Below are 17938 nucleotides of genomic sequence, written 5' to 3'. Positions count from 1 at the left end.
TATGAAAAAGTTCATATTACTCGCTGCCATATCAGGCACTTTCATTATGTGTAAAAAAGCAGAAGCTACACAGGATAAAATAAATGAAGCAATCTATTCCGCAGACAGTGCTGCCACAGTGGCTACAGAAACCATTGATCATGTCAGTAAAACAGCAGACAAAGTTCTTGATTCGGCCAGTATTAAAATAAAAGATTTTGAAAATACAAAAAATGACATCCGGCAAAAGATAGAACACACCTCCAAAATGGTGGACTCTTTATCTGATAAAATAGCTGCTACAAAACTGGAATCCAAAATAGAGAAAAAGGATTCTATGGAGAAAAGATCTGAAAAAATTGCAGTAAAAGCTCCAGCCCCAAAGGTTATTAAAGAAACCAAAATTATTTACAGAGAAAAGCCTAAAAATGACAGCTATAAACTGAATATGTCCAAAGATAAAATGGTAAAATCAGGATATTTGGTGATAAGAGCTGAAAATGCTGAAACGGTGAAGGAAATTATCCGAGAGGAAGCTAACAGAAATAACGGTTATATCAAAAGTGAAAATCTGTCTTATGTGGAATCAGCAAGCCCTGATGGAGAAGACCAAAAAGTATACAGTCTGGATATCAAAGTTCCTATGCAGCATTTTGATGGCTTAATGGAGGATATCAATAGCAATGTTGGAGATATTGATACAAAAGATATTCAGGTTTCAGGGCGTAACTATATGGACAATGCGATCTGTACGATCAATGTAAATATCAGTGAAAAAGCTAAAACAGAAACAGAGCCTAAAACTTTCGGTGGAAAGTCACTTGCTGCCATTGAATCCGGCTGGGATGTTATTACTTCCATATTCCTGTTTATCCTACCCTTATGGCCTTTATTCCTGATTGCCGGTATTGGATATTATTTCTATAAAAAGAAGAATAAAAACATCGTTGATAATGATTCTCATTAGATTTTTAATATTTTTTTAATGAGGTTTGGAATTGATTTTCGATTCTTATATTTAATTTTATCAAATATTCAACGAAAGTGTTGTTTATTATAAAAATTACTCTTAACTTTAAGTATAAGCAAAATGTAAAGAATCTTCGATAACACGAGGTTCAAAGATCAATTTGGAAATTTTATTTCATATATTAATATTTTGTGATTTGGTGTAAAATAAGGCCCTCATATTGAGAGCCTTATTTGTTTTATTTCATATTCACTACTTTATCTACAATAAACTTTGTGTTTCCTCTCCAGGGAAGGGCACCATTGTACTCTTTGTAATGCAGGTCAAAAGTTTTACCGCTGTTGGTTTCCAGTTGTTTGAAAACTTCGGGGTCATCTACAGAAAATTCAAACTCATAGCTTGTAATAGTTCCTGTTTTTCCTCTTCCAAAGCCTTCCTGAATCAGCTTACCTTCATACGTTTTGAAGACATAACCTTTTTTCATAGCATAGTTCAGGTATCCGGATTTTACTCCTTCTCCGAAAACGAAATAGTACTTATACCAGACAAACACGCCCAGTAACAACAGTACGACACCAAGGGTGATCCACAAAGATTTTTTCATAGGTAGTGTGTTTTATAAATGTTATTTTGCGATACTTCTGGAGATCACGATTTTCTGGATTTCAGAAGTTCCTTCATAGATCTGAGTGATTTTTGCATCTCTCATTAATCTTTCTACGTGGTATTCTTTCACATATCCATATCCACCGTGGATCTGTACTGCTTCAATAGTAGTATCCATTGCCACCTGAGAAGAGTATAATTTTGCCATAGCTCCACTTTCAGAAATATCTTTTCCTGCATCTTTTTCACAAGCTGCTTTGAAACATAGCATTCTTGCGGCAGTAATCTGAGTAGCCATATCAGCCAATTTGAATGCAATCGCCTGGTGATTGATGATTTCAGTTTTGAAAGCTTTTCTTGTTTTAGCATATTTCAATGCCAGTTCGTAAGCACCTGAAGCAATACCTAAAGCCTGAGAAGCAATACCGATTCTTCCTCCGTTCAATACTGCCATAGCAAAGTTGAATCCGAATCCGTCAGCACCAATTCTGTTTTCTTTTGGAACTTTTACGTTATTAAAGATCAAAGAGTGAGTATCACTTCCTCTGATTCCTAATTTGTCTTCTTTTAATCCGATTTCAAATCCTTCCCATCCTCTTTCCACGATGAAAGCATTGATTCCTTTGTGCTTTTTCTCAGGATCTGTCTGTGCAATTACAATATAATAAGTAGCTGTTCCACCATTAGTGATCCAGTTTTTGATACCATTTAAAAGGTAGTAATCTCCTTTGTCTTCAGCAGTAGTCTTCTGAGAAGTTGCATCAGAACCTGCTTCCGGCTCAGATAATGCAAATGCTCCGATGACCTGTCCGCTAGCCAGTGGAGTAAGATATTTTACTTTTTGCTCTTCAGAAGCGAATTTTTCAAGACCGGCACAAACCAATGAGTTGTTTACAGACATTACAACAGCTGCAGAAGCATCCACTTTTGCAATTTCCTCCATGGCAAGCACGTAAGAAACGCTGTCCATCCCTGCACCTCCGTATTTTGGATCTACCATCATTCCTAAAAGTCCCATTTCTCCCATTTTCTTCACCTGTTCTGCAGGGAATTTCTGGTCACGGTCTCTTTCAATCACTCCAGGTAAAAGTTCGTTTTGTGCAAAGTCTCTTGCTGCCTGCTGAATCATCAGCTGTTCTTCCGATAAATTAAAGTCCATAAAAAAAATAATTAGATAGCCGTAAATTTACACTTTTTAAGCAAATCTGAAAAAATAAATTAAAAGTGGAAAAAAGGCAGGTTTTGGGAGGTTTAATGATGATGAAGACGAGTTTCGGGATTCGGGATCAAGAGTTATAAAACCAATTTAAGATATGTCAGAAAAAGCGAATCTGTACTAAAGATTAACTTTAAATATAAAATCTCTATTTCAGGGCTTCCGGCGCCCTTTTTGAATCGAACTGTTATGGTAAGCATTTAACTAATTCCTAATTATTACCTTCTGAGGGTTTCAATTAAAAAAAATGCTTATATTTAAATTTCTTTATAAATTACGTAAAAAATCATGACGATCAAGAGATTATTCGATATTCCGCACTATGCTTTAGAAAAATATCCTAAAACGGATATGTTTGTCACAAAGTATCATGGTGAGTGGAAAAAAACTTCTACACAGGAGTTTATTAATGAGGGAAATAAGATATCCAGAGGATTATTGAAGCTTGGTATAAAGCCAGGTGATAAAATTGCTTTGATTACAACCAATTCCCGCACAGAATGGGCAATTATGGATTTCGGGCTTTCTCAGATCGGAGTTGTTTCAGTACCGGTATATCCAAGTATTTCCCCTGAAGATTATGAATTTATCTTCAATAATGCTGAAATTCAGTATTGTTTTGTTTCTGATAAAGAGCTGTTGAATAAAGTAATGAAAGTAAAACATAATATCCCGAGTTTACAGGGAATTTTTACTTTTGATAGCATCAGTGGAGCAGCCAACTGGAGAGAAATCCTGGATCTGGGTAAGGATGAATCTACCCAAATTGAAGTAGATGACCTTTCTAATGCGATCAACACAGAAGATCTTGCAACGATTATCTATACTTCCGGAACGACAGGAAGACCGAAAGGAGTAATGCTTACGCATAATAATATTGTTTCAAACGTCCTGGGAGCCATTCCAAGAATTCCAAAGAAAAGAAGTTTTGATTATAAGGAGGCCAGAGCATTAAGTTTCCTTCCTATCTGTCATATTTTTGAAAGAATGCTGTTCTATCTTTATCAGTACAATGGCTTTTCTCTATATTTTGCTGAGAGCATTGAAAAAATGGGTGAAAACGTAAAAGAAGTGAAGCCTCATTATATGACTGTAGTACCAAGACTGGTAGAAAAAGTATATGATAAAATCTATAATACAGGATCTTCAGCCGGAGGATTAAAATCAAAAATCTTCTTCTGGGCACTGAATCTGATCACCAAAAAGAAAACCATTTCAAAGCCATCCGGACTTCAGGAAATTATTGCTGACAAGCTTGTATTTTCTAAATGGAGAGAAGGTTTAGGCGGTGAAATCGTGACTTTGGTTTCAGGATCTGCAGCATTATCTACAAGGCTTAACCTGATGTTCCAGAATGCCGGTATTCCAATTCTGGAAGGTTATGGTTTAACAGAAACCTCTCCTGTAATCTCCGTAAACAGCTTTGATAAAATGAAAGTGGGAACGGTAGGGATTCCATTGGATAATTTAAAGGTTAAAATTCAGGAAGACGGGGAAATTACAGTAAAAGGGCCATCAGTTTTCAAAGGGTATTTCCAGAATGAAGAAATGACAAAAGAAGCCTTTACTGAAGATGGATTTTTCAAAACCGGAGATATCGGGCATATTGACAGTGACGGATTTTTACAGATCACTGACCGTAAGAAAGAAATGTTCAAAACTTCCGGCGGAAAATATATTGCCCCTCAGACTATTGAAAACCTGGCAAAAGCTTCAAAATTCATAGAGCAGATTATGGTTGTGGGTGATGGTGAAAAAATGCCATGTGCTTTGGTACAACCTGATTTTGAGTTTGCTAAAAACTGGGCTATGAGAAATAATCTGAATATCGGTGCTACACCTGAAGAGATTGCAAAAAGCCCTGAATTAAAACAAAGAATTGAAAAAGAAATCGAAGGGATCAATGAACACCTTGGAAACTGGGAGAAAATCAAAAAAATTGAGCTTACTCCTGAAGTATGGAGCATCGAAAGCGGACTGCTTACTCCAACGTTAAAACTGAAGAGAAAAGCCGTAAAAGAAAAATTTATTGCTTTATACAATAAGATGTATGATCATCATGAGTAAAAAAACAGAAACCGCTTCAAATGAAGCGGTTTTTTTCATTTACAGAAAATATTTTTTTCATCCTTATAATTTCTTCAGACTGAAATGACGGGCCTCAGAAACACCGGCAGGCGCCTGTGACTGCACTGTTCCTGTAGCAGAATCAAAAGCCCCTCTATACATCGTTAAATGAATAACATCACCTGCTGTTAAATTTACCAGACAATGGAATGAAACTGGTGTATTTCCTGCACCAGCCACAGCCTGTCCTATATTTGCACGGGTACCAGCAATAACGTTAGCTGCACCTATTCCATTTTTTGTAATACCCAGGTTAACTCCAATGTAACTGCTGGTCCCTGTAGTACCTCCAGCTCCGAAATAGGACAAAGCATCCAGTTCATAGATACCTGTTTCATTAATAACAAAACGGTTGTTTGCAGCATCCCACGAAGCGGTTGAGCCTTGATTAACCTGTACTTCGCCGGCAGTAAAAGGCAGTACTTGTGGAATACCAGAATTAAAATTAGCGGTCGAAGGTAAATTATAAGTAGAGTTTGATGACATACTGATAATAGTATTAATAGAAGTGGTTGGATTTATAACTACTGCTTCCCAGGTGACCACACCTCCTGTAGCTCCGTTACTTATTAACATGACAAACCATCCCTGTCCTAAACCAATGGATGATACGGGCAAACCTGTCTGATTATCGATCAGCTCACTTCCATTGGCTGTTATGATAACATTGAAACTGCCTGTGTTTTTAATATAATATGTCCGTCCTTTAATATGACCTTGTGCGGGATAAGCCACCGTAGCTGCCGGTAGTGTTATGGTTCCGACAGAACTACCATTATAAGCTACATAATAATCTGTAATACTCATATTGTAATCCGCTGATACTAACCGGTAATGTGCTGAAAGACTTCCGTTAATTTCCAATGTACTTCCGGGAGTGACTGTATTAATACCAACATTCCCTAACTGCCCTAGAAGGCAATAACTTAAAAGAGATAAAAACCCCATTAATAATTTTTTCATGATATATAATTTTTTGGTTGTGTATAATTTGAATATCAGAATGTACAAATGATATTATTTTATACAAAATCATTTTTGATTATATGAATGAAACTATAATTAATAGTATTTTTCTCTGGTGATAATCTATAAAACTGAGTTGCCTGTTTATCTCCTGCTGAAACTTGTCTATTCATTTAAAAATACACAAAGCTTCACATACCTCATTAAAACAAATATACAAATAAATACAATATGTTAATAATATTTTAAATATTACCTACAATACTTTAAAAAAATACAGACGATACGATTAAAAACAAGTATGATTTCACCTTTTGTCCAAAAACTCCCGAAGCACAGAACACCAAAAGCGGACTGCTTACTCCAACGTTAAAACTGAAGAGAAAGCCAGAAAAGAAAAATTTATTGCTTTATACAATAAGATATATGCTCATCATGAATAAAAAAACCGCTTCATTTGAAGCGGTTTTTCATCTCTGGAAAATATTTTTTCTTCATTCCTTTACAATTTTTTAAGAGTGAAATGACGGGATTCAGACACTCCCGAAGGTGCCTGTGACTGCACTGTTCCTGTAGCAGTGTCAAACGATCCTCTATAGATTGTTAGATAGATAACGTCACCAGCAACTAAATTTACCAGGCAATGAAATGAAATAGGTGTATTCCCAGCCCCGGCAATAAGCTGTCCGATATTTGAACGGGTACCGGCAATAATATTGGCTGCTGCCGTTCCATTTTTTGTAATACCCAGATTAACGCCAATATAATTACTTGATCCTGTAGTTCCTCCTGCCCCGAAATAAGACAAAGCATCCAGCTCATAAACCCCTGTTTCATTAATGACAAAGCGGTTATTTGCTGCATCCCAGGAAGCAGTTGATCCCTGATTAATCTGTACTTCAGACACAGTAAAAGGCAGCACCTGTGGAATACCGGAATTGAAGTTCGCCGTTGAAGGTAAGCTGTAAGTGGAGCTTGATGACATGCCGATAATGGTATTAATGGCATTATTTGGATTGATGACTACTGCTTCCCACGTTACCCCGGCACCCGCGTTACCATTGCTAATCAGGATTGCAGCCCATCCCTGCCCCAATCCTATAGATGATGCGGCAGCACCCGGCTGGTTATCTATCAGTTCACTTCCATTGGCTGCTATGGTGACATTGAAATTTCCTGTGTTTTTAATATAATACACGCGTCCTTTGATATGCCCCTGTACGGGATAGGCAGCAATAGCTCCAGGTAGTGTTATGGTTCCGGCAGAACTACCATTATAAGCTACATAATAATCTGTAATACTCATATTGTAATCCGCTGATACTAACCGGTACTGTGCTGCAAGGCTTCCGTTAATTTCCAATGTACTTCCGGGTGTTACTGTATTAATACCAACATTACCCAGCTGTCCCAGGAGACAGTAACTTAAAAGAGATAAAAATCCCATCAATAATTTTTTCATTATATATAATTTTTTTGGTTTCATATAAATTGAATATCCCAATGATATTATTTATAAAAATCATTTTTGATTATATTAATGAAGCTATAATTAATAGATATTTACTTTTGGTATAATCTACAGAATCTAGTTGCCTGTTTATCTACTGCTGAAATCTGTTTGTTTAAAAACGACACCTCAACAGTCGATATTAAAACAAATATACAAATAAATACATTATATTAACAATAATTTAACACTTTAAGGTTTGATTGAAAAATATCAACAATAAACAGTTAAAATAAGTATAATTTTATCTTTTATTTAAAAACTAAAAAAATTATATACTACATATATCCCAAAAAAAAGCTGTTTCATTTCTGAAACAGCTTTCGTATAAGTTAAAATCAATAATTAGAATTTAATTACAGATTTCATTTTTTCGTTTTCTTCCATTACCAATTCATCATCAACAAGGATTTTTCCGGAGTGTTCATCAATAATGATTTTCTTTCTCTGAGCAATTTCCATCTGCTTTTGAGGAGGGATAGTGAAGAAAGATCCTTTTGGAGCTCCTCTTTCTAATCCTACTACAGCAAGTCCGTTGATAGAGTTGGTTCTGATTCTGTTGTAAGAAGCCAATAATCTCTCATCAATTTTAGCTGCGAATTCTTTAGACTGCTCTAAAAGATACTCTTCTTCTTTCTGTGTTTCAGAAATAAGACCATCCAATTCTTCTTTCTTGAATTTCAAATGGCTTTTCAAATCATCGATCTTAGCGTTCAGTTCGCTTAAAGTTTCGTTTTTGTGAGCAATTTTAGCTGCGAATTCTTTAATTCTTTTTTCAGCAAGCTGAATTTCCAGATCCTGGAATTCCATTTCCTTCCCTAATGCTTCAAACTCTTTATTGTTTCTTACATTATCCTGTTGAGATTTGTATTTCTCAATTAAAGTTTTAGCATGGTTAATCACTTCATGCTTCGTTTTGATCTGATCGTCCTGATCTTTGATATCAGCATGAAATTTTTCAGCTCTTTTTTCAAGACCTTCAATTTCAATTTCAAGATCTTCAACTTCAATTGGCAATTCTCCTCTAGTATTTCGGATTTCATCCAATCTTGAATCAATGATCTGTAAATCGTATAAAGCTCTTAATTTTTCTTCAACTGAAATATCGTTGGTTTTTGCCATATTTAAATGAAATAATTTACTGGGTTTGTTTTTTCAATAGATTTTGAAATTGCAAATGTACTAAATTTTTGTGATAAAATTTCAAATAATTGTTGGGTAACCAATTGTTCCGATTCATAATGTCCTATATCACAGATCAGCATTTTAGACTCAGCCAGAAAATAGTCGTGATATTTAAGATCTCCGGTAAGGTAAGCATCACATTTTCTTGCAGCTGCAGATCTTATTCCACTTGCCCCGGAACCTCCCAAAACCCCTACTCTTTTGATTTTTTTATTGTTAAAAGAGGAATGTTTTATCACCTCCAGACCAAATTTTTCTTTTACAAACCCAAGGAAATCTTTTTCATCCATTTCCTCTTCCAGATCACCATACATTCCTAATCCGGCATGATGATTTTTATTATCCAGATTATAAACCTGATAGGCTACCTCTTCGTACGGATGTGCTGCCTTCATGGCTCCCACAATCTGTCCTTTTTTAAACCCTTCAAAAATCACAGAGATCATATCTTCATCTGCATTTTCGCGAATTCCCTGCTGTCCTGAAAACGGATTTGAGCCTTCTTTAGGCGTGAATGTTCCGTTACCATTCACTGTAAAACTGCACTCATCATAAAATCCAATATTTCCTGCTCCGGCTGAGAACATGGCTTCTTTCACTTTTTCTGAATACTCTCCGGGAACAAAAACAGTCAACTGTTTTAAATTATTTTCCTTCGGCTGAAGAATCTTCATATTCTTTAGTCCCAACTGACTGCATATACCGTAGTTCACCCCATAGAAATCATTATCAAACGCAGTGTGGATGGCATAGATGGCTACTTTGTTTTCAATAGCTTTTAAAACAGCTCTCTCTACATAGTTCTTCCCTGTTAAAGATTTTAGTCCGGAAAATATGATGGGATGAAAACATACAATCAGATTACAGTTTCTCTCAATGGCCTCATCTACTACATTTTCCAGCGCATCATGGCAAACCAGAATTCCTGATACATCACGGTCATAAACACCACACAACAATCCTACATTATCAAAATCTTCTGCCTGTCTGATGCTGATCTCCTCCTCAATCTTTGCAATTACAGTTTTTAGCTTCATTAATTTATATTTTACGGTTACAGCGAAGATATTAATTTTACCAAAATTTCTAAAAAATTTCTGCAGCAATAAAAAAACCGGCTTTCTTCAACCGGTTTCATTTTGATATTAAAAAGAACTAAATAGACTGTTAATCTTTGAAAAGTGATACTCTTGTAAAGGAATCTACTACTACGCCACAGTTGATATCGGATTCCATAAAAAGCTGATAGCCTTTTCCCGGATCAAGACTCGCAGGGTCCGCAATGGTATAGAAATAAAAGGTAAGAATGTTACCTGTTCCACTGGAGCCGCTTGGAACCAACTGGATAGAATTGATTTCAAAACCGGAATCGGGATTTTTAAAAGTAGCTTTTATGGATCCTGAAGAGTTGGAACCTGGAGTGATTGTAGCGATTGCTCTCCAAAAATGAACCTGCCCGTTAATTTCATTTTCTCTCCATTTACCGGTGGCTGCGATATAGATATTGCTGGTAACACCTGGAAAGGGAACGGTTGTTTCCGGCCAGCTTGTGGTAGGGCTTGCAGCAAAGACTAACGGAGCGTTATAAAGCACCTGTTGTCTTGGTCCATAGCCGCTGCCTGCAGCACTTAAACTGAATGAGGGTTTTACATTTGCGTTTCCAGAATTTACTTTAACGACACCGTCGTTACCAGCCTGAGAAGATGTGGGAACAAAAAGCTGTCTCCAGAGGGTACCATCCCAGTACTGGAAGTTATTCGTTGTCGTATTAAAAATAAGGGTTCCTGCAGTAAGGTTAGTGTTTACTACACCTGCAGGAGGTACTGTGGAAACGTCATTATCAGCCAGGTTGTTATCCCGGTCCGTATCAGTAAGACGAGGAATAAGAATTCCTTTCTGGTTGGACACTATATCCAGTACTGAAGCTCCGTTCGGTGCTGAAGTATTAATCCCAACCTGAGCATACACAAAACTGCTTATGAAAAACAGAATAAACAAGGTTAAAATTTTTCTCATGATATAAAGCTTTTGTAGAATAAAATTACAAACTTGATGATTAAAAATGTTAAAAAAAACATTTTTATATGTCATATTTTATTCGTATTTTACTTAATATAATACATTGAAAATCATATAATTAATATAAAATAATTCACTTTTAAATGATAGATTTTTCATTAACATTTGCGAGATTCTTTTAACAATCATATATTTACCGTATACTTTATATAAATTATTAACTTCGCTGTGAAATAACCCCATATAAATGGAAAGAGAACATAATCTGATTCCTGAGGACACTCTTTGGAAAAGATTCCTTTACCGGATAATTTATCGCTCCGATACGAAGCTTGGAAAACTGTTCGATATCATATTATTGTCGTTAATTCTTGCAAGTACGGCTATCATTATGATGGAAAGTGTACCTAAGCTTGATAAAAGATTCCATTATACCTTTCTGATTCTTGAATGGGTGATCTCAATTTTCTTCACCGTTGAATATTCTATGCGTATTGCAGTGGTAAAGAATAAACGGAGTTATATATTCAGTTTTTTCGGAATTATTGATTTTCTGGCTCTTGTTCCTTTCTTCCTTAGTTTTTTCTTTCCCATTACTAAGTATTTCCTGATTTTCAGGATGCTGAGAATGTTGAGAATCTTCAGGATTTTCAATTTGCTGGATTTTATGAACGATGGATATTTAATTGTAAGAGCTTTAAAAAACAGTTCAAGAAAAATTTACATCTTCCTGTTGTTCCTGATCATTTTCTCGGTTATTGTAGGCTCACTTATGTTTATGGTAGAAGGCGGAAGGCAGGGTTTTGAAACAATACCACAATCTATTTACTGGGCGGTTGTTACAGTAACTACTGTGGGATATGGTGATGTATCGCCTATTACACCGCTAGGGAAGTTTTTCGCTGTTGTTCTGATGCTGGCAGGTTATTCCATCATTGCGGTTCCTACCGGTATTGTAACAGCGGAAATGAGAAACAAAAGACAAAATCTGGAATTGATATGTGAACGCTGTGGTAATGAAGACATTGATGATGACGCAAGGTATTGTAAGAAATGTGGCAAGAAATTAGCTTAATATCTGGTATAAACAAAATTTAATCACCAAATACCACAAAATCATGGAACCAAAAAAGAAAAACAGACCCAATAGCTTAGTGATTATTCTTTTTGCACTTATCGTACTGATGATCATTATCTACTTTATATTAGTAATGTTCTTCCCTACTGTTTTTGACCTTATGAATAAAGGAGAAATACAGCCTGTACCAAATAAGTAATGAGTAATGAGTAATGAGTGATGGAAAATCATTTCTAATCAAAAAAGAACTATACGACAAAATTAAAAAGATGAGTGAATATTTCGCTCATCTTTTTTCATACCTCCTTTTAAATCAAATTGTATTCAATCTCCATAAAAAAAGACGGATCATCGATGACCCGCCTTCCTTTTTTTATTTAAATGATGAATTATTTTTTAATGACTTTGATCGTCTGCTTAGATCCGTCTTTCATTTCAAGTGTTACCAAATAAACTCCCTGCATTAACTCTCTTAAATGGATCGTAGATTCCGGGTTGATGACTGTTTTGACTAATCTTCCTGTAGCATCTGTCACAGATACATTTTTTACATTCTTCACATCCGAGATATTCAATACATCCGTAAATGGATTAGGATACACCTGAATATTATTTTTCGCTATCGCCACCTCAGATGTTGCCAGGTTAGCATTGTTAATACTGATATCATCAATATACAGATTATACTGATCCGGATCCGAATAAGCATTAAATCCGAAGAAATACACGCCTGTTGCAGGAACGGTAAACGTTATAGATTCTGTATGGGCAGTTTCATCATTGATTGACGGGTAATCTGCGATAGAACCTGTCATAGCAGCTGCATCTGCTGAAGTTCCATAGGCAACTTTTAATTTTTCAACATAGGTTGATGAATTATTACCATATTTATAACTGATTGTATACTGTACTCCTGCTGTTAAGTTCAGTCCCTGTGTAAAGAACCATGCATTACCGGAATTGGAAGAGTTATACTGATATTTCAACACATTGGTAGTGAATCCCTGACTATCAGAAGGAGGATCCGTGGTTTCCCAATCATTTCCAGTTCCAGCATTAACATTCATTGTACAACCAGGCAGATCCGGAACAGTCACATTTTCAAAATCTATAGTATAAGGAAGATTCGCGCTTGAACACAATGTGGTAAAGGTAGCATGATCACTCCATATACTTTTACTTGTTGCACTACATGCAGATCTTACCCACACATAATAAGCAGTAGAAGCAGCTAAACCAGGAATATTATAAGTGGTTGCTGTAACTCCTGTAAAATTAGGTGTGCTTGTTGCTGTAGGTGCTGTATTGGTTGTGCTGTAATAAATATCATATCCGCTTGCTGGTACAGGACTGGCAGCTGCCCAGGAAACCGTAGCTCCCGCAGCAGTAATATTTGAAATAGCTAATGCATTAGGTTCACTACAAGCCGGAGCTACATCTATATTAATATCATCAACATATAATTTATTCATATTGGCCTCAGAATAGGCCTGGAATCCAAAATAATAAACCCCTGTAGTTGTTGGAGTAAAGTTTACAAAAGCACTTGTTGCAGTACTGATAACAATATTCGAGTGGTCTGCTAAAGTATTGGTCATTCCCGCTGAAGTAGCAGAAGTCCCATAGGCCACTTTAAGCTTTTCAGCATATACAGTTCCTTCTGCGTTGGCATATTTATATTTTATTCTGTAGGTCACTCCTGCAGTAAGATTAATACCGTTGGTGAAAAACCACGTATCAGCATTATCGGCATAGTCGTAAGAATATTGAAGAACATTTCCGGTGAATCCCTGTGCATCCAGATCACCTGTCTCCCAAATATTTCCTGCACCATCATTAAGTACTGAGGTACAACTTGGCATATCAGGCGGCGTTATACTTTCAAAATCCAATGCGTATGGCACTCCCACAGCAACACATGACGTCATAAATGTTGCCATTTGAGACCATGCACTCTTATTGGAAGAACTGCATGCAGAACGCACCCACACATGGTAAATAGTAGCTGGAGCAAGTGAAGGCAGATTGGCAGTTAATCCACTGCTTGTCCCGGAAACCACTGTAGCAGCAGTAGGATACGTACTGGAAGTGGAATAATAATATTCATAGCCGCTTCCCGGTGCAGAAGCAGGAGCCGTCCACCCTACCTGGGCAGAATTGGCAGTAATAGCAGATACCGTTAAAGCAGAAGGTGCAAAACACGTTGGAACCGCACCGATTACTACCGTATAATCATGAGCTTCTCCATACCCATCTGTATTACACGGAATAGGATCTCCGGAGAATCTGTCTCCTACTCTCATCCTGTAAGTACCAGGAGTAACGGTAGAAGGAATTGTTATTAGTCCCGCAGTAATATTGTTTGCCCCCACAAGAGTACTACTTGCAGAAGCTACCAGCTCAGGAGCTGCATCATCAAAAGTTCCGTCATTATTAAAATCTATCCAGATACGGACATTCTGATCACTATAATCATGTTTAACGCTAAAATCATAACTTAAACCTGCACTAAGGTTGATCGTCATAGAAGTATAATCTCCATATGAGTTAGCGGAACATCCTGTATTAGAATGATCAAATCCGGCACCCGGAATTGCAAAAGTATCTATCATATCCCCACCACTACAGCCACTGGCAAACGCAGGGGTACAATACGTCTGCGCAGAGGATAAAAAGCCAGTCATTAACAAACCAACGAGTAAAAAATTTTTCATATAAATCAATATTAGTTACTCAAATCTAGTGAAAATCAGCAATAAAAAAAATATTTTTTTCATCATATGACAACAAATATAAATTTTCTTTCAACAAAAGATAATTCTGTCTGTAAAAAAAAGAGACTGCTCAAATTGAACAGTCTCTCTCTCATTATTAGTAAGAAATTATTTTATCTTTTAATTGCTTTAACGGTTTGTTTAGATCCGTCTTTCATATTCAGGATTACTAAATACAATCCTTCTTTAAGATCTCTCAACTGAAGTTCAGAAGAAGGTTTTTCTATTGTTTTAATCAATCTTCCGGAAACATCAACAATTGAAACAGATTGTACTTTGGATACATCAGAGATCGTTAATCTATCTGTAAACGGATTAGGATATACAGTAAGCTTATTCTCTTTTATTGCAGTTTCAGAAGTTGCCAAATTAGGGTTCTGCTTTACTTCCACATTATCTAAAAGAACATCATCATAGAAGTATCCGTTACCACTCACATTTTTATCTACAGTAAACCTCACCTGAATAGTTGCTCCGATATAAGAAGCTGCTAAAGGAACAGCAACTGTTCTCCATTGATTTAAGTTGGTATTATCACTAAAGATCACTACCCAACCGTTTCCATCATTTACCTCTACCGTAAGTTTATTATTATCATAAGTAGAAGGGGAAACTGTAGTACCACTTGACGTAGAATGGTTTTTAAACCAGTCAAAAGAAACAATTGGCGCAGTTAATCCCGTTAAATTTACAGAAGGAGTAACTAATTGTACAGTGTTTACACCAGCTCCTGCATATGGTGAACTCGCATCCACCCATGCATAGGTACCAGCTGCTTTTTGGTTATTAGCCGGACTTGCACCATAATCTGCACTTCCTGCAAATTTCCAGAAAAGAGTCGCATCCGTACCTGTTGCTGTAGGGTTTACATTGTTCCAGCAGCTTGGTGCTGCTCCATTGTCAAAGTTTTGAACAAAAGGTGCCATAACTGTTCCACAAAGTGTATTGAAAACAGCAACGGTAGAACTCCATGCACTCTTATCAGAAGAACTGCAAACCGATCTCACCCATAAATAATAGGTAGTGGAAGGAGAAAGTCCGGATAGAGGAGCTGAAGTTGTAGCACTGGTTCCCAAAGCTGTTGTAGAAGCGGTAGGAGCTGTACTGCTTGTAGAATAGTAATACTCATATCCACTTCCAGGTACTGTGGCAGGAGCTGTCCATGAAACACTTGCTCCAGTAGTTGTAATCGCTGAAACTGTCACAGCAGATGGCTCTGAACAAGTAGGAGTAACATCTATATTGATATCATCAACATAGATTTGATTCATATCTGCAAGAGAATATGCCTGGAATCCGATATAATAAACTCCTGTTGCGCTTGGGGTAAAGTCTGTAAAAGTATTTGTAACAGTTCCACCGGTAATATTACCATGATCTGCTATGGTATTCGTCATTGCCGAACTTGCAGGAGAAGATCCGTACGCCACTTTTACTTTCTCAGGATATTGTGTTGTACCGGTTGCGTTTGCATATTTATATTTAATTCTATAGCTAACGCCCGCTGTAAGGTTTAAACCTTGTGTAAAAAACCATGTATTGGCTGCATTACTACTGTTGTATGAATAATTAAGCACTTTCCCTGTAAATCCGGTTGGAGCAGTTGCTGTTTTCCATAAATTCCCGGAACCGCTATTAATAACTGTTGTACAAGTCGGTAAAGCCGGAGTAGTAACACTTTCAAAATCTAAAGTATATGGTAAGCCAGTTGAGCTACACACTGTCTGGAATGACCTCACTGTACATGCTGTCGCAGGACCTGCAATATTGGCAGTATACGCAGTAACAGAGTAATAATATGTAGTAACATAGTTGAGAGGTGTAGTGATTGCATAAGAATTATTAGCTCCACCCGCGATATCCACATCTAGAACATCATTTCCTCCTGAAGTGGTTCCGACTTTTAGTTTGTATCCTGCAGCTCCATTTATGGCATTCCATGTAATGGTAGGAGTTACACTTACTCCTGTAGCGCTGGAAGCCGGAGCGGTTACTGTAGGACAAAGACCTAATGTTGTAAAGTTAGCCGAGCTTGACCATACCCCTTTATCTGTTCCGTTACAGTTTCCTCTCACCCAATAGTAATACTGAGTTGAAGGGGTCAAACCTGATAAGTTAGCTGTTGTTACCCCTGCACCTACAGAACCCGAAGGAGTAACTGTTGAAATCGGAGCAGTTGAATTGGTAGAATAATAATATTCATATCCATTACCCGGAGGTGTTGTTGAGGCCGTCCAGCTTATCGTTGCAGATTCAGGAGTCAGAGCAGCAGAAGAAAGGCCGGTTACTGTACTTGCACAGTTCGGTGTAGTTGAAAAAGATCCTGCAGACGCATATCCGCTTCCGGATCCGGCAGCATTTGGAATATGAGAATACACGGATTGTACCGCACCATTTAAAGCCTGTACCTGAACCTGGTAGGCAGTATTCTGAGTAAGACCTGTAATTGTAGCAGAAGCAGCAGAAACGGGATTGCCCACAAGATCTGTCCAATCGCAGCTTCCAACTGCTCTATACTGAACATTATAGCCGGTTGCCCCGGTTGGAGCAGTCCAGTTTACAGTTGCAGCACTATTGGTGATTGCGGTTGCAGCAGCAAAAGTTCTTACAGGCGCCTGAGTACCGGGAGTCCATTTATATTGTAAACCAGCCGGAATTTTAACGTTTGCATTGGTTGTACTGGAGAAAAGCATAGTACTGTTATTAGCACTACCAGTAACTGCTTTAGACCAATCACAGGTAGTTCCGTTAGGTACATTTCCAATCATCAAAGAATTTACATTGGATGCGTAAGTAGTACTGTTTCCTCTTATTCCTACCTGAGGAGTACTATTTGAAGTACTGGTTCCCGGGTCTGTACAGTTTCCATAAATAATTTTGATTTCACCTGTAGCATACACCAGACGGATCTGAAAGTTCAATCTTTCGGTAGATCGGTTACTATAATTAGCATGATCCTGCCACTGCACAACAAATTCAGTTCCCAGATCCTCATATCTTACTTCATGATTTCCAGGCGGCTGTGTTGCATCCGATGATGAGAAACCTCCGTCCTGTCCAAAAGCGGAAATTGCTCCTGTAGTTGTTCCTAAAGATGACATTGGAGTATAATTTGTCCCTGAAGGGGCAGCTCCAAAAGTTATAAATCCATTAGCACTTATATAACATGTAGTCATAGAAACGCCGCCGAAATTAAAAGGAGAAGACAGAGGAATTGCCGCGGATACTTCATTGTCATAAGTAGTATTGGTTCCGGTAGGAAATAATTTTGTACCTCCTGTAATCGAGGTGTAAGCTACCCCAGTACTTTTTGAAAAAGTATAGTTGGCAACATTGGTTTGTGCATAGACTCCCATACTCAGGGAGGCTAAACACGAAAGTAGTAATTTCTTCATAAAATAGTAATAATAATAGTTTGGGCGGTAAATGTATAAATATTAATTTAATTTTTAGACGAAATATTAAAAATTATCATAATTTTTTACATGAAAACAACCAAAATCACCAT

General features: G+C 37.1%; 13 protein-coding genes. 4 read left to right on the top strand and 9 right to left on the bottom strand.

The genetic code is table 11. The features are described 5' to 3' along the window. Window position 1 precedes the first annotated feature (1 nt). Window positions 2-946: a DUF4349 domain-containing protein gene (locus FB551_RS01520; protein ID WP_142014330.1), complete on the top strand. Its 945-nt coding sequence runs from the start codon at window positions 2-4 to the stop codon at window positions 944-946. Between the two features lie 241 nt (window positions 947-1187). Here the strand turns inward: FB551_RS01520 and FB551_RS01515 are convergent, their stop codons facing one another. Together FB551_RS01515 and FB551_RS01510 are read right to left on the bottom strand one after the other, a co-directional pair. Then, the gene (locus FB551_RS01515; RefSeq protein ID WP_034695305.1) at window positions 1188-1553 is read right to left on the bottom strand and encodes a hypothetical protein; all 366 of its coding nucleotides are present in this window, start codon (window positions 1551-1553) and stop codon (window positions 1188-1190) included. 21 nt (window positions 1554-1574) lie between these two features. Next, entirely contained in the window at window positions 1575-2714 is a 1140-nt protein-coding gene (locus tag FB551_RS01510) for an acyl-CoA dehydrogenase family protein (RefSeq protein ID WP_034695304.1), read from the bottom strand. A gap of 345 nt (window positions 2715-3059) precedes the next feature. On the opposite strand from FB551_RS01510, the gene FB551_RS01505 reads away from it, so the two are divergent. Next, a complete protein-coding gene (locus FB551_RS01505; RefSeq protein ID WP_047432429.1) occupies window positions 3060-4838 on the top strand; it encodes an AMP-dependent synthetase/ligase in 1779 nt (592 codons plus the stop codon). Window positions 4839-4901: 63 nt separating this feature from the next. Here the strand turns inward: FB551_RS01505 and FB551_RS01500 are convergent, their stop codons facing one another. The 5 genes from FB551_RS01500 to FB551_RS01480 form a co-directional block, all read right to left on the bottom strand. Next, entirely contained in the window at window positions 4902-5861 is a 960-nt protein-coding gene (locus FB551_RS01500; protein ID WP_142014327.1) for a hypothetical protein, read from the bottom strand. Window positions 5862-6366: 505 nt separating this feature from the next. Then, a complete protein-coding gene (locus tag FB551_RS01495; RefSeq protein ID WP_142014324.1) occupies window positions 6367-7326 on the bottom strand; it encodes a hypothetical protein in 960 nt (319 codons plus the stop codon). A gap of 393 nt (window positions 7327-7719) precedes the next feature. Continuing rightward, window positions 7720-8496 carry a zinc ribbon domain-containing protein gene (locus FB551_RS01490; RefSeq protein WP_047432438.1) on the bottom strand — a complete coding sequence of 259 codons (777 nt, stop codon included), beginning with the start codon at window positions 8494-8496 and terminating at the stop codon, window positions 7720-7722. A gap of 2 nt (window positions 8497-8498) precedes the next feature. Further along, window positions 8499-9596 (bottom strand): Nif3-like dinuclear metal center hexameric protein, encoded by a 1098-nt coding sequence (locus tag FB551_RS01485; protein ID WP_142014321.1) that lies wholly within the window; start codon window positions 9594-9596, stop codon window positions 8499-8501. A 130-nt stretch (window positions 9597-9726) separates the two neighbouring features. Then, entirely contained in the window at window positions 9727-10575 is an 849-nt protein-coding gene (locus tag FB551_RS01480) for a hypothetical protein (RefSeq protein ID WP_226798594.1), read from the bottom strand. A gap of 250 nt (window positions 10576-10825) precedes the next feature. On the opposite strand from FB551_RS01480, the gene FB551_RS01475 reads away from it, so the two are divergent. Further along, window positions 10826-11653 (top strand): ion transporter, encoded by an 828-nt coding sequence (locus FB551_RS01475; protein ID WP_047432443.1) that lies wholly within the window; start codon window positions 10826-10828, stop codon window positions 11651-11653. A 43-nt stretch (window positions 11654-11696) separates the two neighbouring features. Next, window positions 11697-11855 carry a hypothetical protein gene (locus FB551_RS23155; RefSeq protein WP_156121462.1) on the top strand — a complete coding sequence of 53 codons (159 nt, stop codon included), beginning with the start codon at window positions 11697-11699 and terminating at the stop codon, window positions 11853-11855. 190 nt (window positions 11856-12045) lie between these two features. Here the strand turns inward: FB551_RS23155 and FB551_RS01470 are convergent, their stop codons facing one another. Both FB551_RS01470 and FB551_RS01465 read right to left on the bottom strand, forming a co-directional pair. Then, the gene (locus tag FB551_RS01470) at window positions 12046-14370 is read right to left on the bottom strand and encodes a GEVED domain-containing protein (protein WP_142014316.1); all 2325 of its coding nucleotides are present in this window, start codon (window positions 14368-14370) and stop codon (window positions 12046-12048) included. Window positions 14371-14543: 173 nt separating this feature from the next. Further along, complete coding sequence (locus FB551_RS01465) at window positions 14544-17825, bottom strand: fibronectin type III domain-containing protein (RefSeq protein WP_142014313.1); 3282 nt, start codon at window positions 17823-17825, stop codon at window positions 14544-14546. Window positions 17826-17938: the final 113 nt, after the last annotated feature.

Source organism: Chryseobacterium aquifrigidense, from assembly GCF_006716485.1.
In the GTDB taxonomy this organism is placed as follows: domain Bacteria; phylum Bacteroidota; class Bacteroidia; order Flavobacteriales; family Weeksellaceae; genus Chryseobacterium; species Chryseobacterium vietnamense.
Note: the sequence above shows the minus strand (reverse complement) of the source record. Positions and strands in the feature narration are given on the sequence as shown.

Bases quoted from the DNA above. Each gene is read 5' to 3' on its own strand.
- FB551_RS01475 (WP_047432443.1), top strand. From the start codon at position 10,826: ATGGAAAGAGAACATAATCTGATTCCTGAGGACACTCTTTGGAAAAGA.
- FB551_RS01485 (WP_142014321.1), bottom strand. From the start codon at position 9,596: ATGAAGCTAAAAACTGTAATTGCAAAGATTGAGGAGGAGATCAGCATC.
- FB551_RS01500 (WP_142014327.1), bottom strand. From the start codon at position 5,861: ATGAAAAAATTATTAATGGGGTTTTTATCTCTTTTAAGTTATTGCCTT.
- FB551_RS01470 (WP_142014316.1), bottom strand. From the start codon at position 14,370: ATGAAAAATTTTTTACTCGTTGGTTTGTTAATGACTGGCTTTTTATCC.
- FB551_RS01510 (WP_034695304.1), bottom strand. From the start codon at position 2,714: ATGGACTTTAATTTATCGGAAGAACAGCTGATGATTCAGCAGGCAGCA.
- FB551_RS01465 (WP_142014313.1), bottom strand. From the start codon at position 17,825: ATGAAGAAATTACTACTTTCGTGTTTAGCCTCCCTGAGTATGGGAGTC.
- FB551_RS01490 (WP_047432438.1), bottom strand. From the start codon at position 8,496: ATGGCAAAAACCAACGATATTTCAGTTGAAGAAAAATTAAGAGCTTTA.
- FB551_RS01505 (WP_047432429.1), top strand. From the start codon at position 3,060: ATGACGATCAAGAGATTATTCGATATTCCGCACTATGCTTTAGAAAAA.
- FB551_RS01495 (WP_142014324.1), bottom strand. From the start codon at position 7,326: ATGAAAAAATTATTGATGGGATTTTTATCTCTTTTAAGTTACTGTCTC.
- FB551_RS01480 (WP_226798594.1), bottom strand. From the start codon at position 10,575: ATGAGAAAAATTTTAACCTTGTTTATTCTGTTTTTCATAAGCAGTTTT.
- FB551_RS23155 (WP_156121462.1), top strand. From the start codon at position 11,697: ATGGAACCAAAAAAGAAAAACAGACCCAATAGCTTAGTGATTATTCTT.
- FB551_RS01515 (WP_034695305.1), bottom strand. From the start codon at position 1,553: ATGAAAAAATCTTTGTGGATCACCCTTGGTGTCGTACTGTTGTTACTG.
- FB551_RS01520 (WP_142014330.1), top strand. From the start codon at position 2: ATGAAAAAGTTCATATTACTCGCTGCCATATCAGGCACTTTCATTATG.